Origin of the sequence: Candidatus Pantoea gossypiicola (assembly GCF_008632075.1) — a bacterium.
Classification (GTDB): Bacteria; Pseudomonadota; Gammaproteobacteria; order Enterobacterales; family Enterobacteriaceae; genus Pantoea; species Pantoea gossypiicola.
This window is the reverse complement of the sequence record NZ_VWVM01000005.1, coordinates 168547-186138: the sequence shown is the minus strand read 5'-3', so window position 1 is coordinate 186138 and position 17592 is coordinate 168547. Positions and strand designations below refer to the sequence as shown.

The following is a 17592-nucleotide window of genomic DNA, read 5'->3' as shown; positions in this document are numbered from 1 at the left end:
CTGAATTGGGAGCCAGGTCTCACTCTTGCTGCTAAGCCTTTACGCTCTTTTGCCGATGTTAAGCCTTATAACAACAGCCTCAAGAGAGCAAGGATATGAACACTGCATTAGATAATGATGGACAGAAAAGCGCTGGCATCTGGCAGAATCTCCGCCTGGTGCCGCTGTTTAGCCTGATCTTCGGCGGCATTTTGCTGCTGTTCGCACTCTGTATTGGTGTCGCCAGTTACTTTCTTATTTCAAGCAACCACTCCCTCGATGATGCTACGGACGAAATCCAGGTTCGTATGGGCCTTGCTAACAGCTCCAATCACCTGCGTACGGCACGCCTGACCATTATCCAGGCCGGTGCCGCCGCGCGTATTGGTGAAATGGATGAGTTTCGCGCCAACGTGGCGGCTGCTGAAAAACGTATTCAGCAGGCTAAAGATGGCTTTGCAGTTTATGAAGCGCGCAAAGTGAAGTCTCCGGCTGACACTGAACTGGATGCTACGCTACAGGCACGCTTCAATAATTACATTAATAAAGGCCTGATACCGATGATTAATGCCGGTAAACAGGGCAGCTTTGAGGGCATCATCGCGCAGGAAACAGACGTTACCCGCAGACTGGATGATGACTATAACGCGGTGTTACTGAAGGCGATCAAAATCCGTACTGACCGCGCGAATGCCATTACTGCCGAAGCCGATCATCAGTCGCGCATTGGCTTTATCTCCATGGCCGTGGCGTTTAGTGCCGCACTGGTGCTGGTACTGATGACCTTTGTCTTCCTGCGTCGCGTGGTAATTAACCCGCTGCGTCAGTCTGTGCTGCGCATTGAACGCATTGCGCAGGGCGATCTGACCTCTGCTCCCCTGCCCTATGGCCGCAGTGAGATTGGTACATTGATCCACAATCTGCAACTGATGCAGCAGGCGCTGGTGACCACCGTCGGGACAGTACGTGAAGGTGCCGTTGCGATTTATCAGGGCTCCAGCGAAATCTCCGCCGGTAACACCGACCTCTCTTCACGCACCGAGCAGCAGGCGGCAGCACTGGAGCAGACCGCTGCCAGCATGGAACAGCTCACCGCCACGGTAAAACAGAATGCCGAGAATGCCCATCACGCCAGCCAGCTGGCCGCGGATGCTTCTGGCAAGGCGCGCAGCGGGGGTGATCTTGTCGATAGCGTGGTGAAAACCATGACCAACATTTCCGGCAGCTCGAAGAAAATCGCTGAGATCACTAACGTCATTAACAGCATCGCGTTTCAGACCAACATCCTGGCGCTGAACGCAGCAGTTGAAGCAGCGCGCGCCGGAGAACAGGGTCGCGGCTTTGCGGTGGTGGCAAGCGAAGTGCGCAATCTGGCCCAGCGCAGTGCGCAGGCGGCCAAAGAGATTGAATCCCTGATTGCTGAGTCGGTCACGCTGATTAATGACGGTTCGCATCAGGTTGGCGCAGCGGGCAGCACCATGGGTGAGATTGTCGAGGCGGTACGCCGCGTCACCGATATTATGTCGGAGATCGCCGCGGCATCGGACGAACAGAGTCGGGGTATTCAGCAGGTGAGCCAGGCGGTCACTGAGATGGACAACGTCACTCAGCAGAACGCCTCGCTGGTGGAAGAAGCCTCAGCGGCAGCAGCCTCGCTGGAAGATCAGGCGGGCAAACTGACACAGGCGGTGGCGGCATTCCGTCTGCAGGATTCGCCTGCCACGAAAAGTGTGGCCGCGCGCGTCACATCACCAGCCAAAACATCCGCTCTGACACCGCTCCCCGCGCTGGCCACCGGTAGTGATAACTGGGAAACCTTCTGACGCCCTCCAGGTAACCGTCAGCGGCTGTTGTCGACGACAGCGGCACTGAATGCAAAAAAGCCCCGTTACGTTAACGTAACGGGGCTTTTTTATGCACGTCAGGCTCAGGCGTCGTGGTAAGGCTCGACGAAAATGCCATCCGGCTGCTGCGTTTCATTAAAAAACCAGATGCCTAGTGGATAATCTTCCAGCGCGACCAGAAACATGGTGCCTTCATTAAATGGCTCCATAGCCAGAATGGTACCCACGCGACGCGGGCCGCCATCGGTTTTGACGCTGACGCGATCATTTACCTTCATTTCGGTTCTCCTGATTATTTACTGCGTACAGTCTAAACGAAGAACCGGCACGATGCAGCGCGTTAGCGGCGGGCAATGACCCAGACGGCATGAACGATACCAGGGATGTAACCACAGATCGTCAGCAAAATATTCAGCCAGAAAGCCCCCCCAAAACCGACCTGCATAAACACGCCCAGCGGTGGCAGCAGAATTGCGATAATAATTCTTAAGATGTCCATAACCATTCCTTTAGGTATTGAATAAAATCAGCTTTATCATCAACTATAGCCGAATCTGCATTGTTCAGGGGCAAAGTCAGGTAAATCTGAGTAAGGACCATTTTTGCAATTTCTTAACATTTCACCGCAAGACTTCTTACGCGCCTGGCCTTTACACTTCCTCCACTGCACCACCCCCATAGGTGCAGCCACAACCTAAAGTAACAAGGATTTTGCCCGCGCAGCGCGGGCTTTTTTTTATCTGCGATCTGCCCAATCCCCTCTTTCTGCCCCGCGTTCTATACTGATTATTCTGTTTGCTCTCAGGAGTCAGAAAATGACAGACGAAAAGCAGCACACCGATATGCCAGCGTCCGATTTGAAGGTGGATGTTGAAGGTTTACTGGCGGCGATACAGGCGAAAACGTCAGGAGAGATACGGGAGTATATGGAGCAGGGCCAGATGCCACGGCTTGAAGTTGAAGGCCAGATTTTTCACTCGTATACCGAACTGGCGGAAGCGTTTGAAATCGACATCTGTGACTATCGCGCCTATGAAGCTAACCGCTGAAATCGATTTCAAAAAAATACCCGGCTGTAAAGCCGGGTAAAAATTCAATTCGTTACACCAGGGAATTCTTAACACCTCTGCAGATTACGCGAACGCGTCACCAAAACAAGTATCAGATATGCACGTTTCTGCAACGAACCGGGTCGTTATGGGGCAATAGTTACCGAAAAAACCGCGCCAGCCAGTGACTTAGCGCCTGCACACTTCCTGCATCCCTCGCTTTTCTCCCTTTCTTTTTTAAGATTTATCCTGGATTTTCAGTCAGCGTGGCAGGAAAAAAAGTGTGAGCCATATTCAACTATAATATTGAAAAATCGCTGCTTTAGCCGCGAACGTGATGAAAGGAGCCTGTTAATGCCCGATCTTCAACAGCCGTTAATGATTATTACCGATCTCGATGGTTCCCTACTCGACCACCATACCTATCGCTGGGATGCGGCCACTGAGTGGCTTACCACGCTGAAACAGCACGAGGTTCCGCTGGTGATCTGTTCCAGTAAGACGGCCGCCGAAATCCTTCCGCTGCAAAAAAAACTGGGGATCAGTGGTTCACCCTTTATTGCCGAGAACGGGGCCGTGGTCCAGACGCAGGAGCAGCAGCGTATCCGTCTGCCTGATAATACGCTGACCTATGACGCACTCTGCCAGCGGCTGGCCGCATTGAAAACAACCTACCGTTTTACCGGCTTCCATGACTTCTCCGATCCGGAAGTGGCCTCAATGACCGGACTGAGTGAGGCAGATGCCGCGCTGGCACGCCAGCGCGACGCGTCTGAAGTGATTGTCTGGCGCGACAGTGACGAGGCTTTCGATAGCTTTCAGGCGGCACTGGGTGCTGAAGGGCTGGCGCTGACGCAGGGCGGCCGTTTCTGGCATGTAATGCAAGCAGGCTGCGGCAAAGGCGAAGCGCTGCGCTGGCTGCTGGACCATTCTCCCGGTGAAACAGCCATCACAATTGGTCTTGGTGACGGGCCGAATGATGCGCCGATGCTGGACGCAGTTGATTATGCCGTCGTGATTAAGGGCTACAGTAAAACACCGGTAACACTCAGCCGGACCGATCAGCAGCAGGTCTATTACACCGCTCACCATGGCCCCGAAGGCTGGCGTGAAGGACTGGACTATTTTTTGACTCAACCTCAATAAGCTGCCCACGGGCATTAAAAGGATGATGCGATGAGTGACTTTTATCAGAATGGCGTAATCACCAACTTCCACAACCTGACCCACCGCAGCGTGGAGTCGCTGGAAAAAGAGATGGTTCGCTTTGCCCGCAAACGCAAAATGGGGCTGATCCTGCCATCGCTGTTTTCCGAACTTGAAGGTCCGGCGCTGACGAAAATCGTTGATGAGCTGGCCAAAGTGCCTTATCTGGATGAGATCGTGATTGGTCTGGATCGTGCTGACCGCGATCAGTTCCTGTTTGCCCGCGAGTTCTTCTCCCGCCTGCCGCAACGGCATCGCATTCTGTGGAACGATGGCCCGCGTCTGAAGGCCATTGATGCGGAACTGGATAAAGAGGGTCTGTCGCCTACCAATCCCGGTAAAGGCCGTAACGTCTGGTTTTGCACCGGTTATACCCTGGCGTCGGACCGCACCAGCTGTGTGGCGCTGCATGATTGCGATATCGTCACGTATGAGCGTGGCATGCTGGCCCGCCTGCTCTATCCGCTGGCAAACCCGGCGTTTCAGTATGAGTTCTGTAAGGGCTTCTACGCGCGCGTCGCGGATGGCAAGCTGAATGGCCGTGTCGGGCGTCTGCTGGTCGGGCCGCTGCTGCGCTCACTGCAGAAAGTCTATGGCCATTCGGAATACCTGGATTACCTGACAAGCTTCCGCTATCCGCTCTCTGGCGAGTTCGCCATGCGAACGCATGTGCTGAACGGCATCAAGATCCCCGGCGACTGGGGACTGGAGATTGGCGTGCTGTCGGAGATTTATCGTAACTACACCACCCGCCAGTCGTGCCAGGTTGAGATCGCCGATAACTACGATCACAAGCATCAGCCGCTGGCAGAAGATGATGGCACCGGCGGACTCAAGCGTATGAGCAGCGACATCGTTCAGTCCCTGCTGCGTAAACTCGCGACCATGGGTGTGCCGCTAACCAGCGATTCATTCCGGGTGCTGAAGGCAACCTATTACCGTAATGCGCTGGATATGATGGAGACCTATAACCACGAAGCGGCAATGAACGGACTGAAGTTTGATCAGCACGTCGAAGAGGCCGCGGTGGAGATGTTTACTCAGTCGATTCTGGAAGCGGGACAGGCGTTTATTGAACGTCCTAACGATAAACCGTTTATACCCAGCTGGAGCCGGGTTCAGTCGGCGTTCCCGGATGTATTGCAGCGCATCTATCAGGCGGTTGAAGAGGATAACGACGGTAACGTCTGAAACAGGGCGGCACAGGGAGTGTGCCGGGCCTCAGGCAATATGAAACCGGGCCTGTCGGGTCATCTGACCTTCAGGCCTGAGGCTCTCAGCTTGCGAGTTGTTGCGCAGGATTCAGGGCGCAGAGTTCATCACTGCGAAAAGCCTCGCTGCGCACGGCATAGCCGTCATACCAGCGGCATTCCACCATGCCACTGGCGTAGCCGGTCACCACCATCGTATGACCTTCTTCCTTGTGCTGCACTTCTTCACTGATTGCGAAAACCATGTTGCGCTCCTTTCATGCGTGTTATTAACCTGAGTGATTATTTTCTTTATAGCAGGCAAAGCCGACCCTTGCCTGTTAAGGCACGCAAAAAAAGGGCAAATTCAGAATTAAGCAGCTGGATATGCGGAATATAAAAAAAGCGGATAAAAAAACTTATCCGCTTTGATAAAGTGTTGACGCTGACGTCAGATTTTACAGCCTTCGCAATCGGCTTCGTCACCGAGATCATCCGGCACTTCGCTGGCTTTTTTCTCTGCTTTCGCTTCAGCCTGCTCAAGCTGTGCGTCGATATCAAATTCAAACATGTCGTCGTTCATCGTCATTCTCCTGACCGTAAATCACAGTGCGCTTTATACCGATTTTCCGCGCACTCTGGCAATAAGGCTGACCACTAACAGCACAATCGACCCAATGATAAAGCCCAGCACCAGGTTTGCGCCGTTGCTGAGCAGCATCGCGATCCAGCCGCTGAAACCGCCGCTGACTTCCTCAATCAGATGATGCAGCGGCGTGATGCCATGCACCACGATGCCGCCGCCGACCAGGAACATCGCAAGGGTGCCGACCACCGAAAGGGTCTTCATCAGCCACGGCGCGGCGGTCAGCAGCACACTGCCAATACCCTGCGCAACGCGCGACGGCTTTTCACGCAGCCAGAAACCGAGGTCATCAATTTTAACGATACCCGCCACGATGCCATAGACACCAATGGTGACCAGAATGGCGATGCCCGCCAGGATGATCACCTGGTTGAGCAGCGGTGCTTCCGACACTATCCCCAGGGTAATCGCGACAATTTCCGCCGAGAGGATGAAATCGGTGCGCACCGCGCCTTTGATTTTTTTCTTCTCGTACTCTGCCGCGTTCTGATTCGCCAGCGAATCGAGGCGCTGCTGACGTGCTTCCGGTGATTTGCTCTGCTTGTCGTGCTGCAGACTGTGCATCACCTTCTCCACGCCTTCGTAGCAGAGATAAGCCCCGCCAATCATCAGCAGCGGCGTAATCAGCCAGGGCGCAAACGCGGAGATAATCAGCGCCAGCGGCACCAGGATCAGTTTGTTAAGAAACGAACCTTTAGCCACGCCCCAGACCACGGGCAACTCACGGTTGGCTTTTACGCCGGTAACCTGCTGTGCATTCAGCGACAAATCATCGCCCAGGACGCCAGCGGTCTTTTTTGCCGCCACTTTTCCCATGACGGAAATATCGTCCAGAAGTGTTGCAATATCATCAAGTAAAGTCAGTAAACTGGTGCCTGCCAAAATCTTATCCTTAGTCTGGTTCGTTATGTTGACAACATGGGCAGCGCTCAATTTCCGTTACGGTCATCTCAGCGATGCCCTCACAATCCCACTCTACCCGCACCGCATCACCTTCTGCGCGTTCAGCGTGCAGGTATTTGCTGACCGGGCTTTCGGTCATGCCGGTGATCGCCTCCGTAGCGATAAGCCTGTCGCCGCAATAGACCCGCGCAGTGGCTTTGGTGTTCACCATCCGCTCGTCACGAATCTGGTAAAGGCGTTTAACCGTCAGTTTTATGCTGCTCATGTCAGGCTCCTGGCCACGGAGAAAGCGCAGATCTAACCAATTATGGTCCTGATTAGCAATCAGCGTTGTAATGATGAATCCCCTGATGGTCGATCTCGGCACTCTCCGACATCGCCAGCAGCCACTCTTCCAGCCGCTCCAGCAGATCCTGATCCGTCAGGCGCAGTCTGCCACGCAGCGCACACTCCCAGATGATCAGCACTTTCCAGCCGCTTTCCTGCAGCTGGCGCACATAACGCCGGTCGCGTTCAACATTGCTGTTAATTTTCCCGGTCCAGAATTCTGTGCGCGTCGCCGGCAGTTTAAACAGATAGCAGTGATGACGATGCCAGAAGCAGCCATGAACAAAAATAATCGCCTGCTGTTCGGTCAGAACAAAATCAGGCCGTCCCGGCAGGTTTTTATCCTGCACGCGAAAGCTGAATCCCCGATCTTTCAGCAGCAGCGCAATACGTTGCTCAATGGCCGTATCCTGAGCGCGAATGGCACGCATATTTTTGCTGCGTGTTTCGCTGGAGTGAACATCAGCCATAACGTCTCCTTTTTTGCTGGTTCTGTAACTTTAGCCTGCGCCGCGAAAAGCGAAAGCTGTCGCCGGAGGACTTCGGAGCTTACGCCGCAAAAACAGAACTTTCCGGCGGTCTGACACAGGGCACATCCCGACAATTTCCTCGCAGCCTCTGGAGTGTTAGCATAGGCTCCTTACTGTTAAGGAAAAACGCATGCATCCCGCCGCTCTCGCTGAACCACTCTCTGCTGCACTTTCATCTGCTGATGTGTCTGAACTCTTTGGACAGGTGCTGGACATCTATTCGGTTCGTGATCTCACGGCCCGACTGCAGCAGGCGGGATTTTCCTGCTGGACCCCGGCCCTGCTGAACCGGATCCGTCAGGGTAAAAGCGCCCTGCCACCGCTGTGTGAGGCGGAGCTGTCGCTGTTGCAGAGTCTGCTGCCGACCCGGCCCGCCCACTATGATAATCCTGAGTTTCGTTTTATCGATCTCTTTGCCGGGATTGGCGGCATCCGTAAAGGATTCGAGGCGATCGGCGGTAAGTGTGTGTTCACCAGTGAATGGAATAAAGAGGCGGTTCGCACCTATAAAGCCAACCACTATAGCGATCCGCTGGAGCATCACTTCAATACCGATATTCGTCAGGTGACCCAGCCTGAAGGTCTGACTGACGATGAAGCGATATACCGCGCGATTGATGCAGCAATCCCCGACCATCAGGTGCTGCTGGCCGGTTTTCCCTGCCAGCCCTTTTCGCTGGCAGGGGTCAGCAAGAAAAATGCGCTGGGCCGCGCCCACGGGTTTGAGTGTCAGGCGCAGGGTACGCTGTTTTTCGATGTTGCGCGCATTCTGGCCGCCAAGAAACCGCCGTTTTTTGTGCTGGAGAATGTGAAAAACCTCAAGAGCCACGATAAGGGCCGCACCTTCGCCATCATCATGGAGACGCTGGATGAGCTGGGCTATGACGTGGCCGATGCCGGAGCCGACAGCCCCGATGCCAAAGTGATTGACGCACGTCACTTCCTGCCACAGCATCGCGAACGCATTGTGCTGGTGGGGATTCGCCGTGACCTGAAAAAGCAGGATTTTACGCTGCGCGATATTCGCCGTTTTTATCCGGCGCAGGTGCCCAGCCTGCAAAGTCTGTTAGAGAAGACGCCAGACGACAAATATATTCTGTCGCCGGTGCTGTGGCGCTACCTCTATCAGTATGCGAAAAAGCATAAAGCGAAAGGTAATGGCTTTGGTTTTGGCCTTAACGATCCGCGCAATCCTGACTGCTGCGTGCGGACGCTGTCAGCACGCTACTACAAAGATGGCTCAGAGATTCTGATTGACCGCGGCTGGAACAGCGTGCTCGGTGAAGCGGAGTTTCAGAATGCGGATAATATGGCACGGCGTCCGCGTCGTCTTTCTCCGCGCGAATGCGCACGCCTGATGGGCTTTGATGTGCCGGGCCGCGAGCCGTTCCGCATTCCGGTTTCAGATACCCAGGCCTATAAGCAGTTTGGTAACTCGGTAGTCGTGCCGGTGTTTGCAGCGGTCGCGCAGCTGCTGCTGCCGCATATTCGTCAGCTGAAGTCGTCATCGAACTGAAATAAAAAACCCGTCTTGCGACGGGTTTCAGGCTGATGAAGAACTTACATCTGACGATACTCACAGCAACAAATAAGCTCAACTCGCAGGGAACACGGTCAGAAGGGGAAAGCGTCCCGCGCCAGGACGGTGCGGGCCGAGCATGCCATGGATGGCGGCTTTTGCGTCTTTCCGATCTGACCGTGTTCCCTGAGCAGGCACAGTCTCATAGCGAAACAGTCCAGCCTTTCTCCAAAGTAAAAACCCGTCTTGCGACGGGTTTCTGTTTTATTTCTTCTTTTTGCTCTGCTTCTTCAGCAGCAGGCGGATCTGCTTCAATTCGCTGGCGCTCAGTCCATCAACTTTCACGTCACCGGCACCCGCGTCATCGGCTCCCTCTTCAGTGATGTCCTGATTATCAATGGCGGGATGCGGATGCGTTTCCAGACTGGCCTGCAAACGCTGCACAATTTCCTGGCTCATTGAAATCTGGTTTTCCAGCGCCAGCTGTTTAATTGTTTCTTTCAGCTCGGGATCAATTTTAATCGTTAAATTAACAGTTTCGGTCATCGGGCAGCTCCTTTTTGTTATTGCTCACACGCTACCGGATGACCGTTTCGATTAACATACTGTCATAAAAATTTAATATTCGGTTTTCAATGGAGTGAAATCCCGCAGCACGCCCTCATCCATCCCCACCAGGTTACCCTGAAGCTCGGCATATAGCTTCGCCATGTAGCGCACCAGGAAATCGGCGTTATGCTCAGCCAGCATGCGGCCGGTTTCGGTATGCATGGTTTCCGGCAGGCGCAGCAGCTTCTTCTGGAAATGGTCCAGCGTCCACTTAACATCATTCAGCTCGCGATCTTTACCCAGCGGATCCTGACTGTCGAATAACGGGCGATTCAGTGCACCGGCCGTGTAAAACACCCTGGCCAGCCCGATTGCGCCCAGTGACTCGAGCCGGTCTGCATCCTGCACAATTTTGGCTTCGAGCGTCTCTGGCGGGATACCGGCGCTGAAACTATGGGTTTTAACCGCATGCATAACGGCATCGATCTTTTCTGCCGGGAAATCGAGAAAATCCTGCTGCAGAATACGCTGCGTTTCCGCGGCTGCATACGTTGAGGCGAGATGCCGTTCCGGATGATTCTTGGGAAGATTCACTACATCATGAAAATAGCAGGCGGTGAGCACCACCAGCGGGTCCGCCTTCGTGCCGGTCATGATTCGCTGCGCGCTCATCCAGACGCGTCGCAGATGGGCGATATCGTGCGCGCCGTCGTCGTGGATCCAGTTCGCCTGAAACCAGCTTTCATAGCGGGATTGCCAGAGTGTAAGTGACATAATCTATCTCCCTGTAGTGATCGACAGCGGATTCTCTGTCGTGATCAGTGCGCAAACGGCAAGCCATCATAGCGACTGGCTAATGACACTTTTTTTACAGTGCTGTTGAAAAGAGCGGCGCTGCCAGCGATTTCGGGCAGAAAAATGAGATCTTGATCATCTGTATAGCATCTCTGTTACAGAAATACCGCAATTTCGGCGGTTTTCAGCCTTTCCTCAGTGAGTTTCTGCTAAGAAAATTAGTTTAACAGTAGTAATGTTTGATTGCTTTTGAACCATTTGAACTGGCCATTCTTAACCTTTTTTTGTCACGCATTTAATTGTAAAAGTGTGGGCAATAGCAGGTGAAAAAATCTGAAAAGGTTCCTATTTTTACCGTTATAACGTACTGTATCCGGGCTGTTCGTCGCGTTCTGCCGATTGCATGATAAGCTTTGGTGCGCTTTTTGCATTTTGCTGGTTTTTAACACCCAACGTGACAAATTTAAAGTGACTGTCAGGCGACAAATTATTAAGCAAAATGATTTAAAGCTTTTATGATAATTCTTAGATGTGAAGCAAATGGACGTTTACAGCAGTAACCGGGTTCTACTAATAAAAAGAGGTAATCCATGAAAGAACGGCCGATTCTTTTTTCCGAACAGCGTGTTCGTGCCCTGTTGGTTGGCCAGCAAACACAAACCCGGCGCATTATGAAAACTCAGGCTTTCGGGCCGGGTCAGGATCATCACGAGGGCGTACACGCTTTCGATGTCAGTGCTAACCATCTGCATGGCTACAAGATGATGTCGATGGCGGACATCAGCTATCAGTGCCCCTACGGTAAACCGGGTGACATCCTCTGGGTGCGTGAAACCTGGCGCGGCCCGATGGTGCCGGAGAACGATCTCGCCGAATATGAACGCGACCCGACGCCGTTTCGCCTGCCGGAATATTGCCAGTATCGTGCCGACAGTAATGAGCTGGGTCAGCATGCGATGAGCACCCCGGAAGCCGAGGAGTTTGGCTGGCAGACCGCCATCCACATGCCGCGCTGGGCCAGTCGTATCAACCTTGAAATCACCGGCGTACGCGCGGAAAAGATTCAGGATATCAGTGAAGATGACATTATGGCGGAGGGCGTACAGACCGACTCGCATTTCCTTAATAACTTCTTCACCATGAACGTTAATTCTGAGTCGCCAAAAGAGGCGTATCGTAAAGCCTGGGAAAAGCAGTACGGTGCAACCAGCTGGGAAGTGAATCCCTGGGTCTGGGTCATTGAATTTCAGCGCGTTGAACGCAGGTAATGCCTCAACCCTGCGCTTTGCGGGTTGAATCACAGACAACGGCCGCGCTAACGGGTTGAATAGACAGCCTTCAGTCCTGAAGTGCGACAGAAGATGCCAGCATTCGATGCTGGCATTTTTATGTCTGCCGCGTCAGGATAGCGACATAGCCCGGTTCTGTGCAGGAGTTGCGATGTTTAAATGGCCCTGGAAAACGCATAACGACACCATACTGACGGCACTGCCGTGGCAACAGGGGCTGTCACAGCCTGTCTTCAGCCCGCTGGATGAGTCTGAACAGCAGGCGCTGGTGGAGCTGGCAAAGCGCTTTCTGCAACAGAAAAAACTGGTGCCTCTCGGGGGCGTTCAGCTGGATGAACTGCGCAGCGTGCGGATTGCACTGCTCTTCTCTCTGCCAGTGCTGAAGCTGGGTCTGGAGTGGCTGGACGGTTTTCATGAGGTGCTGATCTATCCCGAGCCGTTTGAGGTTGACGATCAGTGGCAGGATGAAGATGGGCTGGTTCACAGCGCACCTGCCGTTCACGCCGGACAGAGCTGGACCCAGGGACCGGTCGTCCTCAACTGGCTCGATATTCAGGATTCATTCGATCTCTCCGGCTTTAATCTGGTGATTCATGAGGTGGCACACAAACTGGATGCGCGCGGCAGCGGTTATACCAGCGGCGTTCCGGTCATGCCGCTGCGGGTCGTAGCCCGGTGGGAAAAGGATTTGCGAGCCGCGATGGCAGAGATTGAAAGTGAGGTGGAACTGGCAGGCGAACAGGCTGCGACTGTCGATCCTTACGCCGCCAGCGATCCGGCGGAGTGCTTCGCTGTACTCTCTGAGTATTTCTTTACGGCTCCGATTCTGCTGGCAGAACGTTTTCCTGCGATGTATGAACATCTGCGTCAGTTTTACCAGCAGGATCCCCTGAGTCGGATGACATCTGAAACGGTTCAAACTGCTTAAATCCCGATCGCATTGCGTTAAAGCTAGCCAGTTGAATGATAATGTCTTTTTTGCTGTTGACACCATAGTGCGACGCGGCTAATATTCGCCTCGTTCAAACGATTCCTCTGTAGTTCAGTCGGTAGAACGGCGGACTGTTAATCCGTATGTCACTGGTTCGAGTCCAGTCAGAGGAGCCAGAATTAGAAAAGCCCGCTCAGGGAAACCTGAGCGGGCTTTTTGCTTTTCAGTACTCCCAATTTTCTCGTTCTTTCTGATTAGCATCCGGATCCGCCTGCTGTTACCTGCATATGCCTGGTGAATCCGGCGGTGATAAATGCAAAAACCAGCCGGGCAATCCCTGCTCAGGCTGGCTCGTACTCCCGGCGAATTATTACTCAGGAATAGTCAGTACCTGACCCGGCGCAATATTATCCGGGTTGCTGAGGATATTTTTATTTGCCTCAAAGATTTTCATATATTTTGATGCATCATTATAAAACTGCTTAGCGATTGCGCTGAGCGTGTCCCCGGATTTCACCGTATAAGTGCGGACACCTGCTGCTGAAACATCGCCCTTATTCTCAACATTTTTATCAACGCTATGTAACAACTCATCGCCAATATTTTTAATATTATCCAGAATGCTCACAATTACTCCCCTATCGTTTCCGATACGTTTAGTTTAATTAAAAAAACAGGATTGCCAGACAAATACTGCGCGGCGTACGATACACCTGCTTTTATTTCGTGAATTAAACCACTGCTAAACACGCAGTAATTTATATAAAAAGAAGGATGGTAATGATGGGTATATTGTCATGGGTTGTATTTGGTCTGATCGCCGGTATTATCGCCAGATGTATTATGCCAGGTAAAGAACATATGGGCATTTTCATGACCATGATCCTGGGTATTATCGGCGCGCTGATTGGCGGTGTTGCCAGTACGGCTCTGGGCTTTGGCAAGGTCAGTGGTTTCAATATTTACAGCATTGCGATTGCAACCCTGGGTTCAATTATTGTGCTGTTTGTTATTCATAAAATCAGAGCTTGTAAACAGTCTTAAGCGATTACTATTCAGGGGAAATAAAATGAGTTTACTCGAAACGGTGCTGGCGATGTGCGGCCTGAATACGCAGACCAGTCAGGAAGTGAAAGGTGTGCTGGAGTGGGTGGAACAGCAAGGCGGTTTACACACCATCGTAAGCCATCTTCAGAGCGGTGAGTACAGTGAGGTGGTTAATTCCTGGCTCGGCGATCAGCAGAACGTTGCCCTGAGCAGCGATCTGGTGCAGAAGATGATTAACTCTGAAGCGATTGAGCAACTGGCTACGCGGATGGGTATCAACACCAGCGATGCACTGAATTTGCTGGTCAAATATCTGCCACAGCTGGTGGATAAAGCGTCATCTGCAGGTGTGATTGATAAAAAAGCCGATCTCACCGGGCTGGTCAGTCAGTTAATGCACTGAGCGTGATGCAATTGGAAGATAAAAGCCTGCTGCGAAAGTATGAGGCTTTTATCTTTTAGATTCAGGGGAATTAAGCAAAGTTGTTCAGCACATAGTCTGAATATTGAGAAGAGGTTATTTTAGCCAGTAATCAAATTTATCTTCCAGAGAAAAGCTTATATCCTGCTGCCTTACCCTTTCGAAAACCTTGATGATTTTATCAAATCGCTCTCCAGGCTTTTTTTGATAAACCTGAGTGACACCAGGTAATTCTTGTTGGCCTTTCAATATCTGTATTCAGGCAATCCCAGAGAGCATCCAGATTCCTGCCGTAACAGGGGTCCAAATCCATCATCTCAGCCAGAATACGATGAAGATCAGATTCTGTATGTATATCACGACCCTCTAAGATCATATTTTATCTCATTCGATTTACCTACAGGCAGAGGTAAGACTTCAGAAAGTGCGAGCAGAGTAAATACAGGCTAAGGCCAGCGCCATTCGACAGCGCAATGCTGCCGCCGCTGTGACTGACTTTATAATCAGCAGAGTTACCGATGTCGCTGAAGCCCAGCGTGCCGGTATCCAGACGGTTGTCTGCGGCATCACCCTGGCTGGCAATCACCGCACCGTTAAGCTGCGTGTGATTGCCGACGGTGATATCGAAGCCCCCTTTACCGGCATAGATACCGCTTTGCTCCTGCACACTGTCGTAGTTGCTGTGCATTTTGTCCTGATTGATGCTGGCATACCCGGAAGCCGTCATCGAACCAATGGTAAAGCTGCCACCCGCGCCGTAGCTGGTCTGTTTTGAATCGTAACGATCGCTGTCCTGCTGGCTGGTCAGGGTTAAATCGCGGCCTGCGTTTGCGATGACCTGGTCAGCGCTGACCTGTGCGCCCTCCAGTGTGGTGTCCCGCCCGCTGGTGAGGTTAAGTTTGCCGCCACTGTCCAGCGTGGTCTCAGTCCACCGCGTGCCGTTGCCGCTCTCTTTGCCTTTAGCATCATTTATGCTGGCAAAAATACTGATGCCTGCACTGCCCTGTCCGGCACCAATACTGACGCCCACACCGCCGCCGCTGCTGCTGTTCTTACCGCTGCTCTCCTGAGTATTCACTGCGCCGGTCAGTAAAATATCTTTAGCCGCATTCAGACTGCTGTCGCCTGCTGCTTTCAGCTGACTTCCGGCAATCTGAATATCACCACTGTGCACACTGTTATTTTTTCCTGTGGCAGTGATCGCGAGATTATTGCCGGCATTGATCGTCGATCCCGAGACGCTGTCCGTGCTCTGATGCTGCTGCGATTTGGATTTCTGCGTATTCAGTGAAAGACTGACGCCAATTCCATTGCTGGGATCAGCACTCACTTCCGCCAGCTGGCTGGCCTGGACCGCCTGAACGCCAGAGAGCGCAGCCTTTGTTGCCTGCAGAGCTGCCAGACGCCCATCACTCTCTTTTTTCGAGGATTGTGCGGCGGCAACGGCATTGTTGATGGCATCACCTACGGCACCGGATAACGCAAGTGTCAGCCCGCTCTTCTTCTGCTCAAACAGTTCATCATGAGTCCGTTTATCATGGCCCGGATCGATGATCACGCTGTCGCCGGTAATGGCAAGATCGCGCCCCGCCACCAGATCTGAGCCGCTGACGTGAGCCTGTCCACCTGCAACAATACTGACATTACCGCCCGTGCTGCCCACAATGCTGGCGCTCTGGCTCTGTGTGGTGCCCTTGTCACGTAAGTCATGGACCGACTTACTGCTGCCCACCGTGATGCCGATGCCGCCGGTTCCCATCAGGCCGCTTTTCTTCGTTTCCGAAAAACGCCAGGTTGAGTCTGTATTGGTCGCAGCAAAGATATCCACGTTGTTACCGGCTTTGAGCGCTACGGTGCTATCTCCTGCGACCTGTGAACCCTGGACAAGTAAATTGTTGCCCGCATTAAGTGTGACATTATCGCCGCTCAGCAGAGTGCCATTTTCACGGGTGTCACTGTCTTCGCTGATGGTATGGGCAGTCTTTTTACTCAAAAATCCTTTTTTGGTTTTGGTCTCTTCTTTGTAGGCATAATCGCTATCAGTTGCGGTAATCAGGTTGATGTCACGTCCGGCACCCACTGCGATATCACCGCTGGCTGTAACCTGAGCCGCTTCACTGTTAACATCCCTACCCGCTTTAACCGCAGTACTCCCACCGCTGGCAATTTCAGTGCCCTGCTGGCGTACCGACTCATTAATCTCAACCTTCTTACCGGATTTGTAGCTATTACCAGAACCCGTTTCAGCCGCCAGCAGATTGACGTCACGCCCTGCCTGTAAAGTGACGTCTTTGTCTGCGGCCATGCCTGCCGCCTGGCTGTTAAGGTCGCGTCCGGCCTGGAGTGCTAAATCGCCGCCACTGGTCAGCGTCGTGCGATCCAGACCGGTTGAATGGGTTTCACGTTTACCCTTCACATCATTCTGGCTGGTCGTCGCGCTGTTGAGATTAAGATCGTTACCGGCTGCCAGCGCCGCGTTTTTACCGGCGTTGATGCTGCTGGCGGTAACGGTCAGATCGTGGCCCGCCTGCATCGCCAGATTGCCGCCTGCGGCAATCTGGCTGCCGGCGGTATTGACGGTCTTAGTGCTGGTCGCATCAACTTTTTGCCAGCGATTTCCGGAACCGAATTGCGCGCTGCCAGTGACGTTCTGATTGCCGGTGATGGCAATATCATTCCATGCGTTCAGCAGCAGATCGCTACCCGCTTTGAGGTTCGCGCCTGTGACAGCAATATTATTGCCCGCCTTGAGGCTCAGTGAATCTAGCGAAGTGATGCTCGCCGTTGGCCCGCTTAGGGTTTCGGTATAGGATTTTTGTACGCCTTTGCCGTTGCCTGCATCCAGATGCCAGAGCTGCGATGTGGTCAGGTTGTTGATATCACCGTTAAGACTCTCAAGCTCAACCTTTTTACCGCTGATAGTCGCACTGACGTTGTTAATATCGTTCAATGCGCTAAGTTGCAGGTCACCACCCGCATGGAGCAGACCGGCGTTGAGGTTACTGAGCGTATTCTGGCTGTCGATGGTCAGATCGTTTTTGGCCATCACGCTACTGCCAGTGTTGGTGACGTTCCCGCCTTTCAGCGTCACGTTGTTCCCGGCAATCACGCTGCCATCGCGCACTTCCACATCTTTTGTCGACAGATAGAGCTTCGGCACCATCACCGTTTCACCGTTGATCGTGGTGGCTTCCCACCAGATCATGCTCTTGTCTAACGAGGCGAGTTGCTCAGCAGAGAGTGAGACACCAAACTCCAGTCCCAGCGACTGCTGCGCCGCCGCTGCGTTGTCCATCAGATAGCGCATCTGGGCAAGATCGGATCCCAGGCCATTGATAAAGGCGATGAGGTTGCTGGTTTTCGAGGT

Annotated in this window: 21 protein-coding genes, 1 tRNA gene and 1 pseudogene; 10 read left to right on the top strand and 13 right to left on the bottom strand. The window is 52.9% G+C overall.

What is annotated here, in order from left to right; translation table 11 throughout:
- Positions 1-95: 95 nt before the first annotated feature.
- Positions 96-1802 carry a methyl-accepting chemotaxis protein gene (locus F3I20_RS08650; protein WP_150014842.1) on the top strand — a complete coding sequence of 569 codons (1707 nt, stop codon included), beginning with the start codon at positions 96-98 and terminating at the stop codon, positions 1800-1802.
- A 104-nt stretch (positions 1803-1906) separates the two neighbouring features.
- Here the strand turns inward: F3I20_RS08650 and dsrB are convergent, their stop codons facing one another.
- Positions 1907-2101 (bottom strand): protein DsrB, encoded by a 195-nt coding sequence (dsrB, locus tag F3I20_RS08645; protein ID WP_013358293.1) that lies wholly within the window; start codon positions 2099-2101, stop codon positions 1907-1909.
- Positions 2102-2163: 62 nt separating this feature from the next.
- Positions 2164-2322, bottom strand: coding sequence for a YqaE/Pmp3 family membrane protein (locus tag F3I20_RS08640; RefSeq protein WP_013358294.1), 159 nt, complete (start codon positions 2320-2322; stop codon positions 2164-2166).
- A 316-nt stretch (positions 2323-2638) separates the two neighbouring features.
- On the opposite strand from F3I20_RS08640, the gene F3I20_RS08635 reads away from it, so the two are divergent.
- From F3I20_RS08635 to F3I20_RS08625, 3 genes are all read left to right on the top strand, one after another.
- Positions 2639-2872, top strand: a complete 234-nt coding sequence (locus F3I20_RS08635; RefSeq protein WP_013358295.1) for a DUF2525 domain-containing protein — start codon at positions 2639-2641, stop codon at positions 2870-2872.
- Between the two features lie 354 nt (positions 2873-3226).
- Positions 3227-4018 (top strand): mannosyl-3-phosphoglycerate phosphatase-related protein, encoded by a 792-nt coding sequence (locus F3I20_RS08630; RefSeq protein ID WP_150014840.1) that lies wholly within the window; start codon positions 3227-3229, stop codon positions 4016-4018.
- Between the two features lie 30 nt (positions 4019-4048).
- Complete coding sequence (locus F3I20_RS08625) at positions 4049-5269, top strand: glycosyltransferase family protein (RefSeq protein WP_013358297.1); 1221 nt, start codon at positions 4049-4051, stop codon at positions 5267-5269.
- 85 nt (positions 5270-5354) lie between these two features.
- On the opposite strand, the gene F3I20_RS08620 is transcribed toward F3I20_RS08625, so the two are convergent.
- The 5 genes from F3I20_RS08620 to F3I20_RS08605 all read right to left on the bottom strand — a co-directional run bounded on the left by F3I20_RS08620 (position 5355) and on the right by F3I20_RS08605 (position 7614).
- The gene (locus F3I20_RS08620) at positions 5355-5534 is read right to left on the bottom strand and encodes a YodC family protein (protein ID WP_013358298.1); all 180 of its coding nucleotides are present in this window, start codon (positions 5532-5534) and stop codon (positions 5355-5357) included.
- A 185-nt stretch (positions 5535-5719) separates the two neighbouring features.
- Complete coding sequence (locus F3I20_RS24335; RefSeq protein WP_003854444.1) at positions 5720-5851, bottom strand: hypothetical protein; 132 nt, start codon at positions 5849-5851, stop codon at positions 5720-5722.
- Positions 5852-5884: 33 nt separating this feature from the next.
- Positions 5885-6796 carry a DUF808 domain-containing protein gene (locus F3I20_RS08615; protein ID WP_150014838.1) on the bottom strand — a complete coding sequence of 304 codons (912 nt, stop codon included), beginning with the start codon at positions 6794-6796 and terminating at the stop codon, positions 5885-5887.
- A 10-nt stretch (positions 6797-6806) separates the two neighbouring features.
- Positions 6807-7082: a hypothetical protein gene (locus F3I20_RS08610; RefSeq protein WP_150014836.1), complete on the bottom strand. Its 276-nt coding sequence runs from the start codon at positions 7080-7082 to the stop codon at positions 6807-6809.
- A gap of 52 nt (positions 7083-7134) precedes the next feature.
- Positions 7135-7614 carry a very short patch repair endonuclease gene (locus F3I20_RS08605; RefSeq protein WP_150014834.1) on the bottom strand — a complete coding sequence of 160 codons (480 nt, stop codon included), beginning with the start codon at positions 7612-7614 and terminating at the stop codon, positions 7135-7137.
- A 190-nt stretch (positions 7615-7804) separates the two neighbouring features.
- On the opposite strand from F3I20_RS08605, the gene dcm reads away from it, so the two are divergent.
- Positions 7805-9190, top strand: a complete 1386-nt coding sequence (dcm, locus tag F3I20_RS08600; RefSeq protein WP_150014832.1) for a DNA (cytosine-5-)-methyltransferase — start codon at positions 7805-7807, stop codon at positions 9188-9190.
- A 267-nt stretch (positions 9191-9457) separates the two neighbouring features.
- Here dcm and F3I20_RS08595 read toward each other — a convergent pair whose 3' ends face one another.
- Complete coding sequence (locus F3I20_RS08595; RefSeq protein WP_150014830.1) at positions 9458-9739, bottom strand: Arc family DNA-binding protein; 282 nt, start codon at positions 9737-9739, stop codon at positions 9458-9460.
- Between the two features lie 72 nt (positions 9740-9811).
- Positions 9812-10516, bottom strand: a complete 705-nt coding sequence (locus F3I20_RS08590; protein WP_150014828.1) for a phosphohydrolase — start codon at positions 10514-10516, stop codon at positions 9812-9814.
- A gap of 611 nt (positions 10517-11127) precedes the next feature.
- Between F3I20_RS08590 and F3I20_RS08585 the strand changes: the two genes are divergently transcribed.
- From F3I20_RS08585 to F3I20_RS08575, 3 genes are all read left to right on the top strand, one after another.
- On the top strand, positions 11128-11805 hold the full coding sequence (locus F3I20_RS08585; RefSeq protein ID WP_150014826.1) for an ASCH domain-containing protein: 678 nt from the start codon (positions 11128-11130) through the stop codon (positions 11803-11805).
- A 172-nt stretch (positions 11806-11977) separates the two neighbouring features.
- On the top strand, positions 11978-12754 hold the full coding sequence (gene mtfA / locus F3I20_RS08580; RefSeq protein ID WP_190285948.1) for a DgsA anti-repressor MtfA: 777 nt from the start codon (positions 11978-11980) through the stop codon (positions 12752-12754).
- Between the two features lie 103 nt (positions 12755-12857).
- Positions 12858-12933, top strand: a tRNA-Asn gene (locus F3I20_RS08575).
- 194 nt (positions 12934-13127) lie between these two features.
- On the opposite strand, the gene F3I20_RS24530 is transcribed toward F3I20_RS08575, so the two are convergent.
- The gene (locus F3I20_RS24530) at positions 13128-13385 is read right to left on the bottom strand and encodes a LysM peptidoglycan-binding domain-containing protein (protein ID WP_150014822.1); all 258 of its coding nucleotides are present in this window, start codon (positions 13383-13385) and stop codon (positions 13128-13130) included.
- Between the two features lie 155 nt (positions 13386-13540).
- Between F3I20_RS24530 and F3I20_RS08565 the strand changes: the two genes are divergently transcribed.
- Together F3I20_RS08565 and F3I20_RS08560 are read left to right on the top strand one after the other, a co-directional pair.
- Positions 13541-13801 (top strand): GlsB/YeaQ/YmgE family stress response membrane protein, encoded by a 261-nt coding sequence (locus F3I20_RS08565; protein WP_150014923.1) that lies wholly within the window; start codon positions 13541-13543, stop codon positions 13799-13801.
- A 25-nt stretch (positions 13802-13826) separates the two neighbouring features.
- Positions 13827-14207, top strand: a complete 381-nt coding sequence (locus F3I20_RS08560) for a YidB family protein (protein ID WP_150014820.1) — start codon at positions 13827-13829, stop codon at positions 14205-14207.
- A 114-nt stretch (positions 14208-14321) separates the two neighbouring features.
- Here F3I20_RS08560 and F3I20_RS24150 read toward each other — a convergent pair whose 3' ends face one another.
- From F3I20_RS24150 to F3I20_RS08550, 3 genes and pseudogenes are all read right to left on the bottom strand, one after another.
- Positions 14322-14474 (bottom strand): hypothetical protein, encoded by a 153-nt coding sequence (locus tag F3I20_RS24150; RefSeq protein ID WP_223811673.1) that lies wholly within the window; start codon positions 14472-14474, stop codon positions 14322-14324.
- Positions 14407-14601 carry a barstar family protein gene (locus F3I20_RS24410; protein ID WP_223811667.1) on the bottom strand — a complete coding sequence of 65 codons (195 nt, stop codon included), beginning with the start codon at positions 14599-14601 and terminating at the stop codon, positions 14407-14409. Before F3I20_RS24410 ends, F3I20_RS24150 begins: the two co-directional genes overlap by 68 nt.
- 75 nt (positions 14602-14676) lie before the next feature.
- A pseudogene (locus F3I20_RS08550) lies at positions 14677-17565 on the bottom strand (hemagglutinin repeat-containing protein); the annotation flags it as partial.
- Positions 17566-17592 lie beyond the last annotated feature (27 nt).